The following is a 16,001-nucleotide window of genomic DNA, read 5'->3' on the forward strand; positions in this document are numbered from 1 at the left end:
CCCGCCGCAGCCGGAGATCTCGGCGGGCTGACTCGGTGAGCCGTTGTCACCGAGGGCGTCGACCGTGCTCCGTACGGTGAGGCACCGCAACGCCAGCCCGGGACATCACGCACCGCAAGCGCCCCTCTGCCGTTGCTCCGTGCTCTGAGCACGCCCGAGGGGACCACCTCGGGGATCACGGTATGGAGCAGCGGCAGCCGGTGGAGGGATCCACATGCACCAGCGACGTGTCCGCGTCACCCACAGCCGACTCACTGGGCGGCTCTGCGGGGCTCTCTGCGACCACGATTGAGCGATGACGTCACCGCCCGCCTAGGTCACAGCAGAGCCCGAGATCACCTGCCCCATGGAGTGCAGCGTGTGCCAAGACCCGGGCGACTGCGAAGACTGCTTGGACTGCCTGTACTGGCCGCGCGTCGTCGACGATCAGCCCCCTGAGCCACCCCAGGCACGGGGACGCTCTCTTCCGGTCAAGACCGCCGAGATGGAGAGGGCTCGCCGACGGTTGGTGTTGAGCCGACGCGTGGGTCTGCTGTCCAGGAGGTACCGGCGTCAACGTCGTCTGACCCAGCGGGAACTGGCCGTGGAGCTCGGCTGGAGTCGAGCTTCCGTGGGGCGGATGGAGACCGATGCGTCCTTGATGGGTCTCACCAAGGTCGATTCACTGCTCCATCACATCGGCCACCGTCTGGCTCTCGTCGAGGATGCGCAGGACCGGACGGCGCCGGGCGAGGTGTCCGATCAGCTGTGGGGTGCGTCAGACCTGCTCGCAGAGGACAAGCGCGGACGCAGGCCGCCCCCTTCAGGCGTGGTGACATGGAACCCGGAGGACGATCGGCGCATCACCAGCTCGCTTCGCGACCGCGAATGGACCTGGCGTCAACCATCGTGATGCTCACTCCCCCAGCGCGATGACCTGCGGCCGCAGGTCTTCCACGGGGCACTCCCACGTCACGGCGTCGGCGTCGACCTGCTCACCCGAGCGGATGTCCTTGATCTGGTCGGCGCCGGACTCCGCAGCCCCGGGGAACCAGACGTACGGGATACCCCGACGCTCGGCGAAGCGGATCTGCTTGCCGAACTTCGCGGCCGCAGGAGCGACCTCGCACGGGATCCCCCGCGCCCGCAGAGCCGTCGCCACGACGACGGAGGCGGGACGGCTCCCTTCGTCCGTGACGGCCACGAGCACCGCAGAGGGCGACTTGCGGCTCGCGCCGACCAGCCCCTTGCCCAGCAGCAGGCCGAGCAGCCGGGACAGACCGATCGAGATGCCGACGCCGGGATAGGTGTTCTTGCCGTCGCTGGCGAGCTCGTCGTACCGCCCGCCGGAGCAGAAGGACCCCCAGGACTCGTACCCGATCAGCTGGGTCTCGTAGACCGTGCCCGTGTAGTAGTCCAGGCCGCGGGCGATCTTCAGGTCCGCGACCATCGCTCCGGGTGCTGCGGCAGCGCCGGTCTCGATGACGGCCGACAGCGCTGCCAGGCCCTCGTCGAGGACCGGGTGCTCCACGCCGAGTGCACGCACCTGCTCCACGAAGGAGGTGTCCTCGGTGCGGATCGTGGCCAGCTCGAGGCAGGCCTGCGCCTGCTCCGGCGTGCGCCCGGCCTCGACGAGCAGGGCGGCGACCTTGTCCGGACCGATCTTGTCGAGCTTGTCGACGATCCGCAGCGTGCCCGCGACGTCCTCGATCCCCAGTCCCCGGTAGAAGCCCTCAGGAATCTTGCGGTTGTTGACCTGGATGACCATCGGCGGGATCGGCAGCTTGGCAAAGATCTCGGCCATGACGAGCGGCATCTCGGCCTCGAAGTGCGGCGCCAGCTCCCCCGTGTCGACGATGTCGATGTCGCACTGGGTGAACTCGCGGTAGCGACCCTCCTGGGGGCGCTCCCCCCGCCAGACCTTCTGGATCTGGTGGCGGCGGAAGGGGAAGTTCAACCGCCCGGCGTTCTCGACGACGTACCGGGCAAAGGGCACCGTGAGGTCGAAGTGCAGACCCAGCTCGCTCTCCCGCCCAGCGCTGGTCGCGTCGTCGTCGGCGAGGCGATGGATCCCGTAGATCTCCTTGTCGGCATCGCCGCCCTTGCCCACGAGACGCTCGACCGGCTCGACCGACCGGGTCTCGATCGACGGGAAGCCGTGCAGCTCGAAGGTCGCGCGGATGACGTCGATGAAGTGCTGCTCGACGACCCGCTGCTCGGGCAGGTACTCCGGGAAGCCGGAGAGGGGGGTGACCTTGGTGGCGCGGGGGGTGCTCATGACAGTCCTTGCAGATACGGGTTGGTCGCCTTTTCACGACCCAGCGTGGTGGCCGGGCCGTGACCGGGCAGGACGAGGCTTGAGTCGGCGCGCGGATGGACGGCCCGACGGAGGGAGTCCTGCATGGCCTCGTGGGAGCCGCCCGGCAGGTCCGTGCGGCCGATGGATCCGGCGAAGAGCACGTCACCGGTGATGAGCGTGCGGTCCACCTCCGCCTCGGCAGGGACACCCTCAGGGACCTGTCCCATCGCGAACATCACCGAGCCCTCGGTGTGTCCGGGCGCGTGGATGACGTCGAGGTCGATCCCCGCCACCGTCACCGTCTGGCTGTCGGTGACCTCGACGATGGTCTCCGGCTCGCGCCAGGTGACCTTCTTGCCGAACTGCTGCTCGAGCATGCCGCTCAGCTGTGGTCCGAGGGAGGAGGAGCCCAGCGGGTCGACCAACCGGTACCTGTCGTCCGTATGGATGTACGCCGCGAGGTCTCCACCGCACACGGGGGTCACGGAGAAGATGTGGTCGATGTGGCCGTGCGTGAGGAGGACCGCTGCCGGCTTGAGCCTGTGGGTTGCGAGCACCTCCCGCAGGGTCTCCTCGATGCCGATACCGGGGTCGACGATGAGGCACTCCTCGCCGGGAGCATCGGCGATGACATAGCAGTTGGTCCCGAAGGCCTGCGCCGGGAAGGAGATGGTCAGCACGGTCCAACCCTACGTGCGGGCCCCCACGCGCCGCGCCCTTGGGTAACCTCGGGGCTGTGAGTGACGAGACCAACGCCCCGCGCCCTTCGGCGCCCTCGCCTGCGGCCCTGGCCCGCATGGCCCCCCGACCGCCCGTGACGCCCGGCCCTGACGTGCCGGCGATCACCACCGACCACTCCGCATCGGCCGCCTTCGGCCGGGTGGACGAGGAAGGAAAGGTCTACGTCACCGACGGCGAGGGGGAACGCGAGGTCGGCTCGTACCCGGGCGCCACGCCCGAGCAGGCCCTGCAGTACTTCGCCCGCAAGTACGACGAGCTCTTCGCCTCGGCGAGCCTGCTGCGCCAACGACTCGACGTCCCGGATGTCTCTGCCAAGGAGATCGGCGACGGCCTGAAGAGCCTGCGCGAGCATGCCCAGGAGCCCAATGTCGTGGGCGACCTGCCTGCCCTGTCGGCGCTCATCACCGAGCTGGAGGAGGGCCTGACCGCCAAGCGTCAGGTCGAGTCGGCTCAGCGCGCGGAAGCCAAGAAGGTGGCCGGTGCAGAGCGCGAGGCCATCGTGGCCGAGGCCGAGACCATCGCCGCCCAGCCGATCGAAAAGGTCCAGTGGAAGCAGTCCACGGCACGCATGCGTGCCCTCCTCGACGAGTGGAAGTCCCACCAACGAGGCAAGGTCCGTCTGGACAAGGATGTCGAGAGCGCGCTGTGGCAGCGCTTCTCCAAGGCACGCAACGGCTTCGACAAGGCGCGCCGGTCCCACTTCGCGCACCTCGAAGTCAGCCGAGGCGAGGTCAAGTCCGCCAAGGAGGACCTCGTGGCCCAGGCTGAGCGGTTGTCCACGTCGACGGACTGGAATGCCACCGCGGGCGCCTTCAAGCGGCTCATGGACGAGTGGCGTCGCGCCGGCCGGGCCGGGCGCAATGATGACGACAAGCTCTGGGAGCGCTTCCGCAGCGCGCAGGACGCCTTCTTCAACGCCAAGGACGCCGAGGTCGCCAAGGAGGACGAGGCCAACCGGGGCAACCTCGAGGCCAAGGAGGCCATCCTCGCTGAGGCCCAGGCTCTGCTGCCGATCAAGGACCTCGACAAGACCAAGGCGGCCCTGCGCGGCATCCAGGACCGGTGGGAGGCCGCAGGCAAGGTCCCGCGCGCCGATGTCGCCCGTATGGAAAAGGGCATGCAGCGGGTCGAGCAGGCCGTGCGCGAGCTCGAGGACAAGAAGTGGTCCAACACCAACCCTGAGCTGTCGGCTCGGGCGTCCTCGATGGTCATCCAGCTGGAGGCCAAGGTGGCCGAGCTGCGCGAGGACGCAGACGCGGCCGAGGCCAAGGGAAATGCCTCGCGTGCGGCCACGCTGCGTGAGCAGCTCGACGCCCAGCAGGCCTGGCTGGACCAGGCCCGCAAGGGGCTCGACGAGTTCGGCGGCTGAACGCCACACGCTCCGTCGAGGAGGGCTGACCGCGACCTGCGGTCAGCCCTTCTTGCTGGTACCCCCGGTGATGCGGAAGCAGTCGAAGACCGACTCGATCCGCTTGACCTGGTGCATCACGTGACTGAGGTGGGCGACCTCGCCCATCTCGAAGGAGAACCGCAGGATGGCCACCCGGTCGCGCGAGGTCTGCACGGCCGCGGAGAGGATGTTGACCCCGGACTCCGAGAGCACCCGCGTGACGTCGGACAGCAGTCCGGCCCGGTCGAGGGCCTCGACCTGGACCTGGACGAGGAAGACACTCGAGCTGCTCGGGGCCCACTCGACCTCGATCAGCCGCTCGGACTCCTTCTTCAGCGAGGTCGCATTGGGACAGTTGACCCGGTGCACCGAGACACCGTTGCCACGGGTGATGAAGCCCATGATGTCGTCACCGGGGACCGGCGTGCAGCACTTGGCGAGCTTGACCCACAGGTCTTCCATGCCCTTGACGACGACGCCGGGGTCATTGGTGCTGCGGCTGCGGCCGACGGGACCCGGCAGGGTCGCCTCCGCGAGGTCCTCGTTCGCTCCGTCCTGTCCCCCGGCGGCAGCAATGAGTCGTGACACGACATGCTGCGCGGAGACGTGCCCCTCGCCGACGGCGGCGTAGAGACCGTCGACGTCCTGGCGGCGCAGCTCGCTGGCGACGGACGTGAGGGACTCGACGGTGACCAGCCGGTGGAGCGGCAGGTTTTGCTTGCGCACGACCTTGGCGATGGCCTCCTTGCCGGAGTCGACCATCTCCTCACGGCGTTCCTTGGTGAACCACTGCTTGATCTTGTTGCGCGCTCGGGCCGAACGCACGAAGTTGAGCCAGTCACGTGAGGGTCCAGCGCCCTCCGCCTTGGACGTGAGCACCTCGACGGCATCACCGTTGTCCAGCGGGGAGTCCAAGGGCACCAAGCGACCGTTGACGCGGGCACCGATGCAGCGGTGACCCACCTCGGTGTGGACGGCGTAGGCGAAGTCGACGGTCGTGGACCCCGCAGGAAGGGCGATGACCTGCCCCTTGGGGGTGAAGGCGTAGACCTCGCGGGTGTTGATCTCGTAGCGCAGGGAGTCGAGGAACTCGCTGGGGTCCGCGGTCTCCTTCTGCCAGTCGAGGAGCTGGCGGAGCCAGGCCATCTCCCCCGCCTGGCCGTCGTCGACACGACCACCGTCAGGGTTGCCGCGGTCCTTGTACTTCCAGTGGGCCGCCACGCCGTACTCGGCGCGACGGTGCATCTGGTGGGTGCGGATCTGGATCTCGACCGGCTTGCCCTGGGGCCCGATGACCGTCGTGTGCAGCGACTGGTACATGTTGAACTTCGGCAGTGAGATGTAGTCCTTGAACCGCCCGGGAAGGGGGTTCCACCGGGCGTGCAGTGCACCGAGCGCCGCATAGCAATCCCGCACCGTGTCGACGAGGACCCGTACGGCGACAAGGTCGTAGATCTCTCCGAACTCGCGGCCACCGACGATCATCTTTTGGTAGACGGAGTAGTAGTGCTTGGGCCGACCGGTGACGGTCGCCTTGATCCTGGCCTCACGCAGGTCGGTGATGACCTGCGACTTGACCGTGGTCAGGTACTCCTCGCGCGCGGGTGCTCGCTCGGCGACGAGCCGGACGATCTCCTCGTACACCTTGGGATAGAGCGTGGCGAAGGACAGGTCCTCCAGCTCCCACTTGATGGTGTTCATCCCGAGGCGGTGCGCGAGCGGTGCGTAGATCTCCAGGGTCTCCTGGGCCTTGCGCTGCGCGGAGGCGACGGAGACGTAGCGCCACGTGCGGGCATTGTGCAGCCGGTCGGCCAGCTTGATCACGAGGACGCGGATGTCGCGGGCCATCGCGACGATCATCTTGCGCACCGTCTCCGCCTGCGCGTTGTCGCCGTAGGTGACCTTGTCCAGCTTGGTCACGCCGTCGACGAGCTTGGCGACCTCTGCCCCGAACTCCTCCTCGAGCTCGTCGAGCGAGTACTCCGTGTCCTCGACGGTGTCGTGAAGCAGCGCAGCCGCGAGCGTCACCGGCGTCATGCCGAGCTCGGCAAGGATCGTCGTGACCGCGAGCGGGTGGGTGATGTAGGGGTCACCACTCTTGCGACGCTGGCCCCGGTGCGCTCGCTCGGCGACGTCGTAGGCGCGCTCGATGATCGACAGATCAGCCTTGGGGTGGCTCTGCCGCACGATCTGCAGCAGGGGGTCCAGCACGCCCGGCGTGGCGGCCCGCCCACTGCCCAGTCGGGCCAAGGAGGCACGGGCGAGCGAGCGGGGTGAGAACCCGCTGCCGCTACCGGTGCTGCGCTCGCTCATGGAGGGAGCCTAGACCGTGACCAGGCTCCGGACCGCACGACCTGCCAGGACCTCGCGTCCGGGCAGTGCCCCGATCTCCACGAGGACCTCGATACCGGGCACCACGGCGCCGCACGTCTCGAGCAGCTCGCAGGCGGCAGCCGCCGTCCCGCCGGTCGCCAGGACATCGTCCACGACGAGCACGCGCACGCCTGGCGACACTGCGTCCTCTTGGACCTCGATGCGCGCGCTGCCGTACTCGAGGGCGTAGTCCACGCCGACAGTCGGACCCGGTAGTTTGCCGCCCTTACGGACCGGGATGAACCCGAGCCCCATGTGCAGGGCGATCGCCGCACCGAAGATGAAGCCGCGCGCCTCCAGGCCGGCGATCATGTCCACCTTGCCCACCCACGGCTGTGCGTGGGCACGCACGACCTCGGCGAAGAGGTCGGCATCCGCGATCAGCGGCGTGATGTCCTTGAAGCTGACACCGGGCTGGGGGAAGTCGGGCACATCCCGCAGTGCACCGAGGATGCGCTGCTCCAGTGGTGCAGCGCTCACTCCTTGCCCCGTCGGGTGCGCGGGGTCTTCTTCGGCTGGTTGCGCGGTCCGCTCGACTGCGCGTACTTGTGCACCTTGCGTCCGGTGACGGTCTGGCCCTCACCGGCGCCGGAAGCGCCGTCGTCCGAGGAGTCGGCGCTCGTGCCGGCGCCGGTCGTACCCGTGGTCGGGGCCATCGCACCCGAGCCAGCCGTCTGGGCACCGGCCGTCGCCAGGGCGGGTTCGCGTGACTGACGCGCCTGGTACTTCTCGGCGTCCTTGGCCAGCTTGACGACCTCCGGGTCCTTGCGGCGCAGGTCCACGAGGAGCGGGGTGGCGATGAAGACGGACGAGAAGGCGCCCACGGTCGTGCCGATGAAGAGGGCGAGCGACAGGTCGAGCAGCGTGCCCGGGCCGAGGACGGCGAAGCCGATGATGATGACGGCCACGACGGGCAGGTTGGCGATGACCGTGGTGTTGATCGAGCGGACCAGGGTCTGGTTGACCGCGAGGTTGGCCGCCCGGTCAAAACTCATCCGGCGGTTGGCGAAGGAGGCGCGCGTATTTTCCTTCACGTGGTCGAAGACGACGACCGTGTCGTAGAGCGAGTACCCCAAGACCGTCAGGAAGCCGATCATGGTCGCCGGCGACACCTCGAAGCCGGTCCAGCTGTAGATGCCGACCGTGATGAGCATGTCGTGCGAGAGCGCGATCATCGACGCCATCGCCATCTTGAAGTTGCGGTAGTAGAGCGCCATCATCACCGTCGTCAGAACGATGAAGACGATCAGGGCGCGCAGTGCCTGCTGGCTGACCGACTTGCCCCACGAGGGCCCGATGAAGTTGGAGCTGACCTCGCTGCCCTTGACCTCGAAGGCCGTGGCCAGCGCTCCCGAGACCTGCCGTGCCTCGTCGGCGTCGAGCTCCTCGGTCTGCACGCGCACGGTGCTCCCACCGAGCGTGGAGACATTGGCGGAGGACTCGCCTCCGGCGATGTCACGCACTGCCTGGGTCGCGCGCTCCTCGTAGTTGGCCGGAGCCGACTGGGTGGCGACCCGGAACTCGGATCCACCCGTGAACTCGAGGCTGAGGTTGATCGGGCGCACGACGAAGCCGAGCAGGGCGACCGCCATGATGACGGCCGACCAGATGTACCACTGCTTCGACTTGCCGACGAAGTCGATCGATCGCCGTCCGGTGTAGAGGTCATTGCCCCAGTCCGCCATGCGGCTCATCGCGCGCCTCCCTCGGCCGGCACCTGCGCCGGGTTGTCACGATCGGGCGTTCCCTCGATGTCGAAGTTGCCGCGTCCCTTGTAGCGCACCTTGGCCTGACGCAGCGTGTTGACGTCGAAGCCGGACCACGGGTGACCAGAAGCAAAGAACTTCCCGCGGGCCAGGATGGTGAGCATCGGGTGCGTGAAGAGCCAGAAGATCGCGAGGTCGATCAACGTGGTCAGTCCGAGGGTGAAGGCGAAGCCGCGCACGCCCGAGCTGGCCAGGACGTAGAGGATCACTGCGGCCAGGAAGTTGACACCGTCGGCGACGAGGATGGTGCCCTTGGCACGGGCCCAACCTGCTTCGACCGCAGCCCGGAGGTTGCGCCCTTCGCGCAGCTCGTCCCTGACTCTCTCGAAGTAGACGATGAAGCTGTCGGCGGTGACACCGATGGCGATGATCAGACCTGTCACGCCTGCCATGTCGAGGCGATAGTTGTACCCCCACGCCAACAAGGCGATGGCCAGGTAGGTGATCCCGAAGGCGATCACCATCGAGCCCACCACGACGATGGACAGGGCCCGGTACTGCACCATGGCGTAGCCGAAGACGATGAGCAGCCCGATGATGCCGGCGATGATGCCGTAGCGCAGCTGCTCGGAGCCGAGGGTCGGGCTGATCTCCTGACGCGTCTGCACGTCGAAGGACAGCGGCAGCGCGCCGAACTTCAGCGACTTGGCCAGGCTGCGGGCCTCCTCGATCGTGAATCCGGAGATGCTCGCCTGGCCGCTGGGGATGGCCTCGTTGAACCCGGGGTCGATGAGCACCTGCGAGTCCAGGACGGCCGCCAGGGCGTTGTAGGAGCCGGGCGGGTTGGTCGGCGGCTGCAGGCCCGGCATCTGGACCATCTTCTTGGAGACGTCCCCGTACTCGCCGCGACCCTTGTTGGTGAGCGTCAGCGAGATCTCGGGCTCGTTGGTCTGCTGCCCCTGCGGACCGACCCGATAGCCGGCCTCGGCATTGGCGATCTCGGTGCCGGCGACGACGACCGGGCCGAGGACGTACTTGATCGACCCGTCCTGCTTGCAGGCGACGATCGCCTCGCCCTCCTGCCCCGAGGGCTGCTCCTCCGGCGGCTTGGAGCAGTCGAGGTCCTGGAACTTCTTCCAGACCTTGGTGCTGATGTTGTTGGGGTCCATCGGACCCGTGGGCTTGCCGGAGGGCTTCCACGCCTGCTGCGCAGGGGGCTCGGTGGGAGCCGCGGAGGACTTCGTGGCAGAGGACTTCTTGTCCGCGCTCTGGCTGCTCTTGGGTGACGTGCTCGGCGTGGTCGGCTCGGCGGTGCGGGCGCGGTCCCGTGACGCAGAGGTCTCGCTGCGGCTGGCGCTCGGCTGGCTCGTGGTCGCTGACGACTTCTTCGGGTCGCTGGACTTCGCGCCGCTGGAGGAGGGGCTCGCCGATCCGGACGTGCTGGTGTCGGAGGGCGTCGGCTGCAGGAGCGCAGGGTCACCGATGTCGGTGGCCAGCACCGGGCGGAACTGCATCTGCGAGGACGCCGCGATGGCGTCCTCCTGCTCCTTGGTCGGGGTGCCCGGCATGGCGACGACGATGTTGGAGTCCCCCTGCGTGGTCACCTCCGCGCCAGTGGTGCCCTGCGAGTCGATGCGCTGGACGATGATGTCGCGAGCCTCGGCCAGCTGCTGCTGGGAGACGCTTCCACCACCGGTCACCCGCGGCTCGAGGACGATCTGGGTACCACCCGCGAGGTCCAGTCCCAGACGCGGAGCCCAGGTGGCGTCCTTCTTGACGACCCCGAAGCCGAGCGCACCGGTGAGCACGATGATCCCGGCAAAGAGCCAGACGAGGGTCCGCTTGGCGTGGTCCTTGCGTGCGGTGTCCTTGCTGCGTCGACGCTCAGCCATCTCAGTCCTGTCCACCCTGCTCGGTGGTGGGTCCAGCGCTGGGCGTCTCGGCCTTCATGCCGATGGCTCGGCGGTCCATGGTGAGGACGGTGCCCGGCGCCACCTCGACACGCGCCCTTTCGTCCTGGAGCTCGACGATCCGTCCGAGGATCCCGGAGGTCGTGAAGACCTCGTCCCCCACCTGCAGCGAGGCGGTGAACTCGGCCATCGTGCGCTGCCGGCGTCGTGCGGACCACAGCATGAAGCCGATGAGCACGAGCGGGAGGACGAGCAAGAGCAGGCTGGCAGTCGGCGAGCCTTCAGTCATGGGTGCGGACTTCCTGGGTCGGGGCTGGTCGGTCGCGAAGACGTCGCAGTGGCTCGGGTGGACCCGAGCCAAGGGTCGAGTCTAGGTCAGCGTTGGTGACCTCACCAACGGACACGGCGGCCCGAAGGTTTCGCTTGTGCATCAGCCGAATCGGCCGCCGTCTGATCGTTCGGCAAGGGGAAGGGGTGTCTGCTCCCCTGCTGGCGGGGTGAGCCCCAGGTGCTCCCAGGCCAAGGGGGTCGCGATCCGACCCCGGGGGCTGCGCACGAGGTACCCCTGTCGCACGAGGTAGGGCTCAGCCACCGTCTCGACCGTGTCGGTCTCCTCACCGACGGCCACGGCCAGGGTCGACAGGCCCACCGGGCCGCCGCCGAAGCGACGACAGATGGCCTCCAGGACGGCTCGGTCGAGCCGGTCCAGGCCTGCGTCGTCGACGTCGAAGAGGCTCAGCGCGGCACGGGCAGCGGCCAGGTCGACCTCGCCGGAGCCGTGTACCTGCGCCCAGTCGCGGACCCGCCGCAGCAGGCGGTTGGCGATGCGCGGAGTGCCTCGTGAGCGCAGCGCGATCTCCGCCAGGGCGTCCTCCTCCGCCGGAACGCTGAGCAGCCGGGCGCTGCGCTGCAGGATGCGTTCGAGGTCGGCGACCTCGTAGAAGTCGAGGTGGCCGGTGAACCCGAAGCGGTCACGCAGGGGCGCCGGCAGCAGGCCTGCTCGGGTCGTGGCACCCACGACGGTGAAGGGGGGAAGCGTCAGCGGGATCGCGGTGGCACCGGGCCCCTTGCCCACCACGACGTCGACCCGGAAGTCCTCCATCGCCAGGTAGAGCATCTCCTCAGCGGGTCGCGACATCCGGTGGATCTCGTCCAGGAAGAGCACCTCGCCCTCGACGAGCGAGGAGAGGATCGAGGCCAGGTCGCCGGCGTGCTGGATCGCCGGGCCCGAGGTGACGCGGATGGGCTGCTCGAGCTCGGCAGCGACGATCATCGCCAAGGTCGTCTTGCCCAGGCCGGGTGGACCGGAGAGCAGGACATGGTCTGGTGGCGCCCCACGGCGGCGGGCGGCCTCGAGGACGAGCCCCAGCTGGTCGCGCACCTTGGGCTGACCGGGAAACTCCGAGAGTCGCCGGGGTCGCAGCGCCGCCTCGACGGTCCCGTCGTCGTCGATCCCGCCGGCATCGACGATGCGGGCGGTCGCGTCGTAGGAGCCGTCCCCCTCGCGGGGGTCCTCGTCCGCGACGCGGATCTCGGAACTGAAGCCGCTCATCGGGCCAGCACCTGCAGGGCGGCACGCAGAGCGCTCGAGACATCTTCGCCACCGTGCTCGTCGGCGATCTTGGCGACGGCGTCGGCCGACTGCTTCGCGGAGTAGCCCAGCCCCACGAGGGCCTCGGCCACCTGGTCCTGCCACGGCCCCGCCGCCACCGCAGGGCCAGCAGCGGCTCCCGCGCCCGGGACCTGCGGCAGCTTGTCCCGGAGCTCCAGGGTGATCCGCTCGGCGCCCTTCTTACCGATGCCGGGCACCTTGGTCAGCGTCGCGATGTCGGCTCCGGCAACGGCTGAGGCCAGCTCCTCGGGGCTCAGGACCGACAGGATGGCCAGAGCGACCCGCGGCCCGACCCCGCTGACGGTCTGCACCAGCTCGAAGGTGTCGCGCTCCCCCGGTGCCGCAAACCCGTAGAGGGTCATGGAGTCCTCACGCACGACCATGCTCGTGGCGAGCTCGACCCGAGCGCCGGTACGGCATCCGGCTGCCACGGCCGGTGGTGTGTGCACGAGCAGACCCACCCCGTGCACATCGACGACGACACGGTCCAGCCCGACGTGCTGAGCGGTGCCGCTCACCGCGGCGATCATGCTCCGGCCACCGATCGCAGGCGCGCTCGCTCGCTGGCGGCCGCGAGGTCGCGGCGAGCAGAGCCGGCGCCACGCCACTGGTGACAGATGGCCAGGGCGAGTGCGTCGGCCGCGTCGGCCGGCTTGGGAGGCTCCGAGAGGGAGAGGATGCGCGTGACCATGGTGGTGATCTGGGCCTTGTCTGCTCGGCCGGAGCCGGAGACGGCTGCCTTGACCTCGGTGGGGGTGTGCAGGGTGACGGGCAGGCCGCGCCGGGCTCCGGCCACGAGCACCAGTCCACTGACCTGCGCGGTCGTCATGACGGTGGGGACGTGCTCGGCGGCGTAGACGCGCTCCAGTGCGATGGCATCTGGGGAAAATCGGTCGAGCCAGGCGTCGAGCTCGTCCTGGATGTAGACCAGACGGTCGCCGGGGTCTCGATCGGCCGACGTCCGCACGACGCCGACAGCGACCATGCGAAGGGCGCGGGCTTCACCCTCGACGACACCGAGACCGCACCGGGTCAGCCCGGGGTCCACGCCCAGCACTCGCACGTGCGCCCCTCCCGAACCTCGACTCGAACACCTGTTCTGGTCGAGGCTACGTGTCGGCGGCGCTCGGGGCGCCGCCGACACGCCGGGTCACTCGTCCTCGGCCTCGAGCTGGGCCATGACCTCGTCGGAGATGTCTCCGTTGGAGAAGACGTCCTGGACGTCGTCGCTGTCCTCGAGGGCGTCGACGACACGCATCAGCTTCTTGGCGCCGTCGGCGTCGAGGGGCACCTGCATGCTCGGCAGGAAGGAGGCCTCGGCGGAGTCGTAGTCGACGCCCGCCTCCTGCAGCGCGGTGCGCACGGCGACGAAGTCCGTTGCCTCCGAGACGATCTGCCAGGACTCTCCGAAGTCGTTGATCTCCTCGGCACCGGCCTCGAGCACGATCTCCAGGAGCTCGTCCTCGCCCTTCTCCGCCTTGGGCACCATGACGACGCCCTTGCGGTTGAAGAGGTAGGCCACCGAGTTGGGGTCGGCGAGGCTGCCGCCGTTGCGGGACAACGCGGTCCGCACCTCGGTGGCTGCGCGGTTCTTGTTGTCGGTGAGGCACTCGATGAGGATCGCCACACCACCGGGGGCGTAGCCCTCGTAGGTGATGTTCTCCCAGTTGGAGCCGCCCGCCTCGGCACCGGAGCCGCGCTTGATCGCACGGTCGATGTTGTCGTTGGGGACCGAGTTCTTCTTCGCCTTCTGGACGGCGTCGTAGAGGGTCGGGTTGCCGGAGAGGTCCCCGCCGCCCGTGCGGGCCGCGACCTCGATGTACTTGATCAGCTTGGCGAAGAGCTTGCCGCGCTTGGCGTCGATCGCCGCCTTCTTGTGCTTTGTGGTTGCCCATTTGGAGTGGCCGGACACGTAGGTCTCCTCGGTGTGGCTGGCAGGTGGTCCGAAAATCGATCCTACGCGCTCGCCGTCCGCACCATGTCGACAAAGAGCCGGTGCACGCGGTGGTCGCCGGTCACCTCGGGGTGAAAGCTCGTGGCGAGCAGGTGTCCCTGGCGCACGACGACCGGGTGGGACTCCCCCTTCGTCTCGACGCTCGCGAGGATCTCGACCTCCGGTCCGCAGTCCTCGACCCAAGGGGCCCGGATGAAGACCGCCCGCACCCGGCCACCCGCGACACCGGACACCTCGAGGTCGGTCTCGTAGGAGTCGACCTGCCGGCCAAAGGCATTGCGCCGCACCGTGATGTCCAACCCGCCCAGGGTCTCCTGATCACGGTGTCCGTCGAGGATGCGGTCCGCGAGCAGGATCATGCCGGCGCAGCTGCCGTAGACCGGCATGCCGTCTGCGATCCGGGAGCGAAGAGGGTCGCGCAGCCCGAAGATCCGCGTCAGCTTGTCGATGGTCGTCGACTCGCCACCGGGGATGACGAGGGCTGCCACGGCGTCCAGCTCCTCCGGTCGACGGACGGCGAGCGTGCTCGCCCCCGACTCCTCGAGGGCTGCGCGGTGCTCGCGGACATCACCCTGGACCGCCAGGACTCCGATGACGGGCCGGGAGAGATCACTCATGCGACGGAATCTAGTCCGCGTCGTGTCGGGCACCGCACGCGCCCCGGGACACATCTTTGGTGGCCCGCCGACGCTGTGCCGGTTTCGGCGGCTCGAGGTGGGGTATCCCGCCGACGCACCAAGGAGACCAACCACAGGAGGTTGTCATGAACAAGATCTCGATGCTTGTGGCCGGAGCTGCTGGCTATGTGCTCGGCACCCGGGCAGGACGCGATCAGTACGACAAGATGGCGTCGCAGGCACGCAGGGTGTGGCGTGACCCCAAGGTCCAGCGCAAGGCCAGTCAGGCCCAGGCGGCAGCGGGCGATCTCGGCCAGAAGGCTGGCGACAAGATCACCACCAAGGTCAAGGAGCACACCGGCGACTCGTCCACCGATGCGCCGAACAACTCCACCTCGGGCGCCACGCCGGGGCTCGGGACGCCTCCTGCGACGCCGTGATCTCGACTGACAGCAGGACGCCCCGGCGAAGGGCCGGGGCGTCCTGATCGTGCACGGCAGGGTTTACCAGCCGCGCTCGGCCAGACGGTGCGGCTCGGGGATCTCGTCGACGTTGATGCCGACCATGGCCTCGCCCAGCCCGCGGGAGATCGTGGCCAAGGCGTCCGGGTCGTCAAAGAAGGTGGTCGCCTTGACGATGGCCTCGGCGCGCTCGACGGGGTTGCCGGACTTGAAGATGCCGGAGCCGACGAAGACGCCCTCGGCTCCCAGCTGCATCATCATCGCGGCGTCCGCGGGGGTGGCGATGCCACCGGCGGTGAAGAGCACGACGGGCAGCTTGCCGTTGGCAGCGACCTCCTTGACCAGCTCATACGGAGCCTGCAGCTCCTTGGCCGCGACATAGAGCTCGTCCTCGGCCATCGTGCTCAGGCGGCGGATCTGCTGGCGGATCTGGCGCATGTGGGTCGTCGCGTTGGAGACATCACCGGTGCCGGCCTCCCCCTTGCTGCGGATCATGGCCGCGCCCTCGGTGATCCGACGCAGCGCCTCGCCCAGATTGGTCGCACCGCAGACGAAGGGGACGGTGTAGTTCCACTTGTCGATGTGGTTGGCGTAGTCGGCCGGGGTGAGGACCTCGGACTCGTCGATGTAGTCGACGCCGAGCGACTGCAGGATCTGCGCCTCGACGAAGTGGCCGATGCGAGCCTTGGCCATGACCGGGATGGAGACGGCCTCGATGATGCCGTCGATCATGTCGGGGTCGCTCATCCGGGAGACGCCACCCTGGGCGCGGATGTCGGCTGGGACGCGCTCGAGAGCCATGACGGCGACGGCACCGGCATCCTCGGCGATCTTCGCCTGGTCCGGCGTGACGACGTCCATGATGACGCCACCCTTGAGCATCTCGGCCATGCCGCGCTTGACCCGCGCAGTCCCGGTCGTCGTGTCGCTACCCATGGTCTTCTCCCTCGTCCGTGGCC

General features: G+C 68.6%; 16 protein-coding genes. 3 read left to right on the forward strand and 13 right to left on the reverse strand.

Annotated elements, in window-relative coordinates:
- Positions 1–484: 484 nt before the first annotated feature.
- A complete protein-coding gene (locus JLI01S_RS16700) occupies positions 485–892 on the forward strand; it encodes a helix-turn-helix domain-containing protein (protein WP_369407377.1) in 408 nt (135 codons plus the stop codon).
- A gap of 3 nt (positions 893–895) precedes the next feature.
- Here the strand turns inward: JLI01S_RS16700 and hisS are convergent, their stop codons facing one another.
- Both hisS and JLI01S_RS12055 read right to left on the reverse strand, forming a co-directional pair.
- Positions 896–2,257, reverse strand: a complete 1,362-nt coding sequence (gene hisS, locus JLI01S_RS12050; protein ID WP_068264876.1) for a histidine--tRNA ligase — start codon at positions 2,255–2,257, stop codon at positions 896–898.
- Entirely contained in the window at positions 2,254–2,958 is a 705-nt protein-coding gene (locus JLI01S_RS12055) for an MBL fold metallo-hydrolase (RefSeq protein ID WP_068264879.1), read from the reverse strand. Before JLI01S_RS12055 ends, hisS begins: the two co-directional genes overlap by 4 nt.
- A gap of 56 nt (positions 2,959–3,014) precedes the next feature.
- On the opposite strand from JLI01S_RS12055, the gene JLI01S_RS12060 reads away from it, so the two are divergent.
- A complete protein-coding gene (locus JLI01S_RS12060) occupies positions 3,015–4,388 on the forward strand; it encodes a DUF349 domain-containing protein (RefSeq protein WP_245634607.1) in 1,374 nt (457 codons plus the stop codon).
- A 42-nt stretch (positions 4,389–4,430) separates the two neighbouring features.
- Here the strand turns inward: JLI01S_RS12060 and JLI01S_RS12065 are convergent, their stop codons facing one another.
- From JLI01S_RS12065 to pdxT, 10 genes are all read right to left on the reverse strand, one after another.
- Positions 4,431–6,722, reverse strand: coding sequence for a RelA/SpoT family protein (locus tag JLI01S_RS12065; protein ID WP_068264883.1), 2,292 nt, complete (start codon positions 6,720–6,722; stop codon positions 4,431–4,433).
- Between the two features lie 9 nt (positions 6,723–6,731).
- Positions 6,732–7,262 carry an adenine phosphoribosyltransferase gene (locus JLI01S_RS12070; RefSeq protein ID WP_068264885.1) on the reverse strand — a complete coding sequence of 177 codons (531 nt, stop codon included), beginning with the start codon at positions 7,260–7,262 and terminating at the stop codon, positions 6,732–6,734.
- On the reverse strand, positions 7,259–8,476 hold the full coding sequence (gene secF / locus JLI01S_RS12075) for a protein translocase subunit SecF (protein WP_068264887.1): 1,218 nt from the start codon (positions 8,474–8,476) through the stop codon (positions 7,259–7,261). Before secF ends, JLI01S_RS12070 begins: the two co-directional genes overlap by 4 nt.
- Positions 8,473–10,380 carry a protein translocase subunit SecD gene (gene secD, locus JLI01S_RS12080; RefSeq protein WP_068264890.1) on the reverse strand — a complete coding sequence of 636 codons (1,908 nt, stop codon included), beginning with the start codon at positions 10,378–10,380 and terminating at the stop codon, positions 8,473–8,475. The genes secF and secD overlap by 4 nt, the downstream gene beginning before the upstream one ends.
- A 1-nt stretch (position 10,381) precedes the next feature.
- Positions 10,382–10,687, reverse strand: a complete 306-nt coding sequence (gene yajC / locus JLI01S_RS12085; RefSeq protein ID WP_068264893.1) for a preprotein translocase subunit YajC — start codon at positions 10,685–10,687, stop codon at positions 10,382–10,384.
- A 141-nt stretch (positions 10,688–10,828) separates the two neighbouring features.
- A complete protein-coding gene (gene ruvB, locus JLI01S_RS12090) occupies positions 10,829–11,950 on the reverse strand; it encodes a Holliday junction branch migration DNA helicase RuvB (RefSeq protein ID WP_068264896.1) in 1,122 nt (373 codons plus the stop codon).
- A complete protein-coding gene (ruvA, locus tag JLI01S_RS12095; protein WP_068264898.1) occupies positions 11,947–12,540 on the reverse strand; it encodes a Holliday junction branch migration protein RuvA in 594 nt (197 codons plus the stop codon). The genes ruvB and ruvA overlap by 4 nt, the downstream gene beginning before the upstream one ends.
- Entirely contained in the window at positions 12,537–13,073 is a 537-nt protein-coding gene (ruvC, locus tag JLI01S_RS12100; protein WP_068264901.1) for a crossover junction endodeoxyribonuclease RuvC, read from the reverse strand. The genes ruvA and ruvC overlap by 4 nt, the downstream gene beginning before the upstream one ends.
- An 87-nt stretch (positions 13,074–13,160) precedes the next feature.
- A complete protein-coding gene (locus tag JLI01S_RS12105) occupies positions 13,161–13,922 on the reverse strand; it encodes a YebC/PmpR family DNA-binding transcriptional regulator (protein ID WP_068264903.1) in 762 nt (253 codons plus the stop codon).
- A 44-nt stretch (positions 13,923–13,966) separates the two neighbouring features.
- Positions 13,967–14,581: a pyridoxal 5'-phosphate synthase glutaminase subunit PdxT gene (gene pdxT, locus JLI01S_RS12110; RefSeq protein ID WP_068264906.1), complete on the reverse strand. Its 615-nt coding sequence runs from the start codon at positions 14,579–14,581 to the stop codon at positions 13,967–13,969.
- Between the two features lie 146 nt (positions 14,582–14,727).
- On the opposite strand from pdxT, the gene JLI01S_RS12115 reads away from it, so the two are divergent.
- Entirely contained in the window at positions 14,728–15,021 is a 294-nt protein-coding gene (locus JLI01S_RS12115; RefSeq protein WP_068264909.1) for a hypothetical protein, read from the forward strand.
- A gap of 63 nt (positions 15,022–15,084) precedes the next feature.
- On the opposite strand, the gene pdxS is transcribed toward JLI01S_RS12115, so the two are convergent.
- Complete coding sequence (gene pdxS / locus JLI01S_RS12120) at positions 15,085–15,978, reverse strand: pyridoxal 5'-phosphate synthase lyase subunit PdxS (protein ID WP_068264911.1); 894 nt, start codon at positions 15,976–15,978, stop codon at positions 15,085–15,087.
- Positions 15,979–16,001 lie beyond the last annotated feature (23 nt).

This window comes from Janibacter limosus NBRC 16128, assembly GCF_001570985.1.
Classification (GTDB): domain Bacteria; phylum Actinomycetota; class Actinomycetes; order Actinomycetales; family Dermatophilaceae; genus Janibacter; species Janibacter limosus.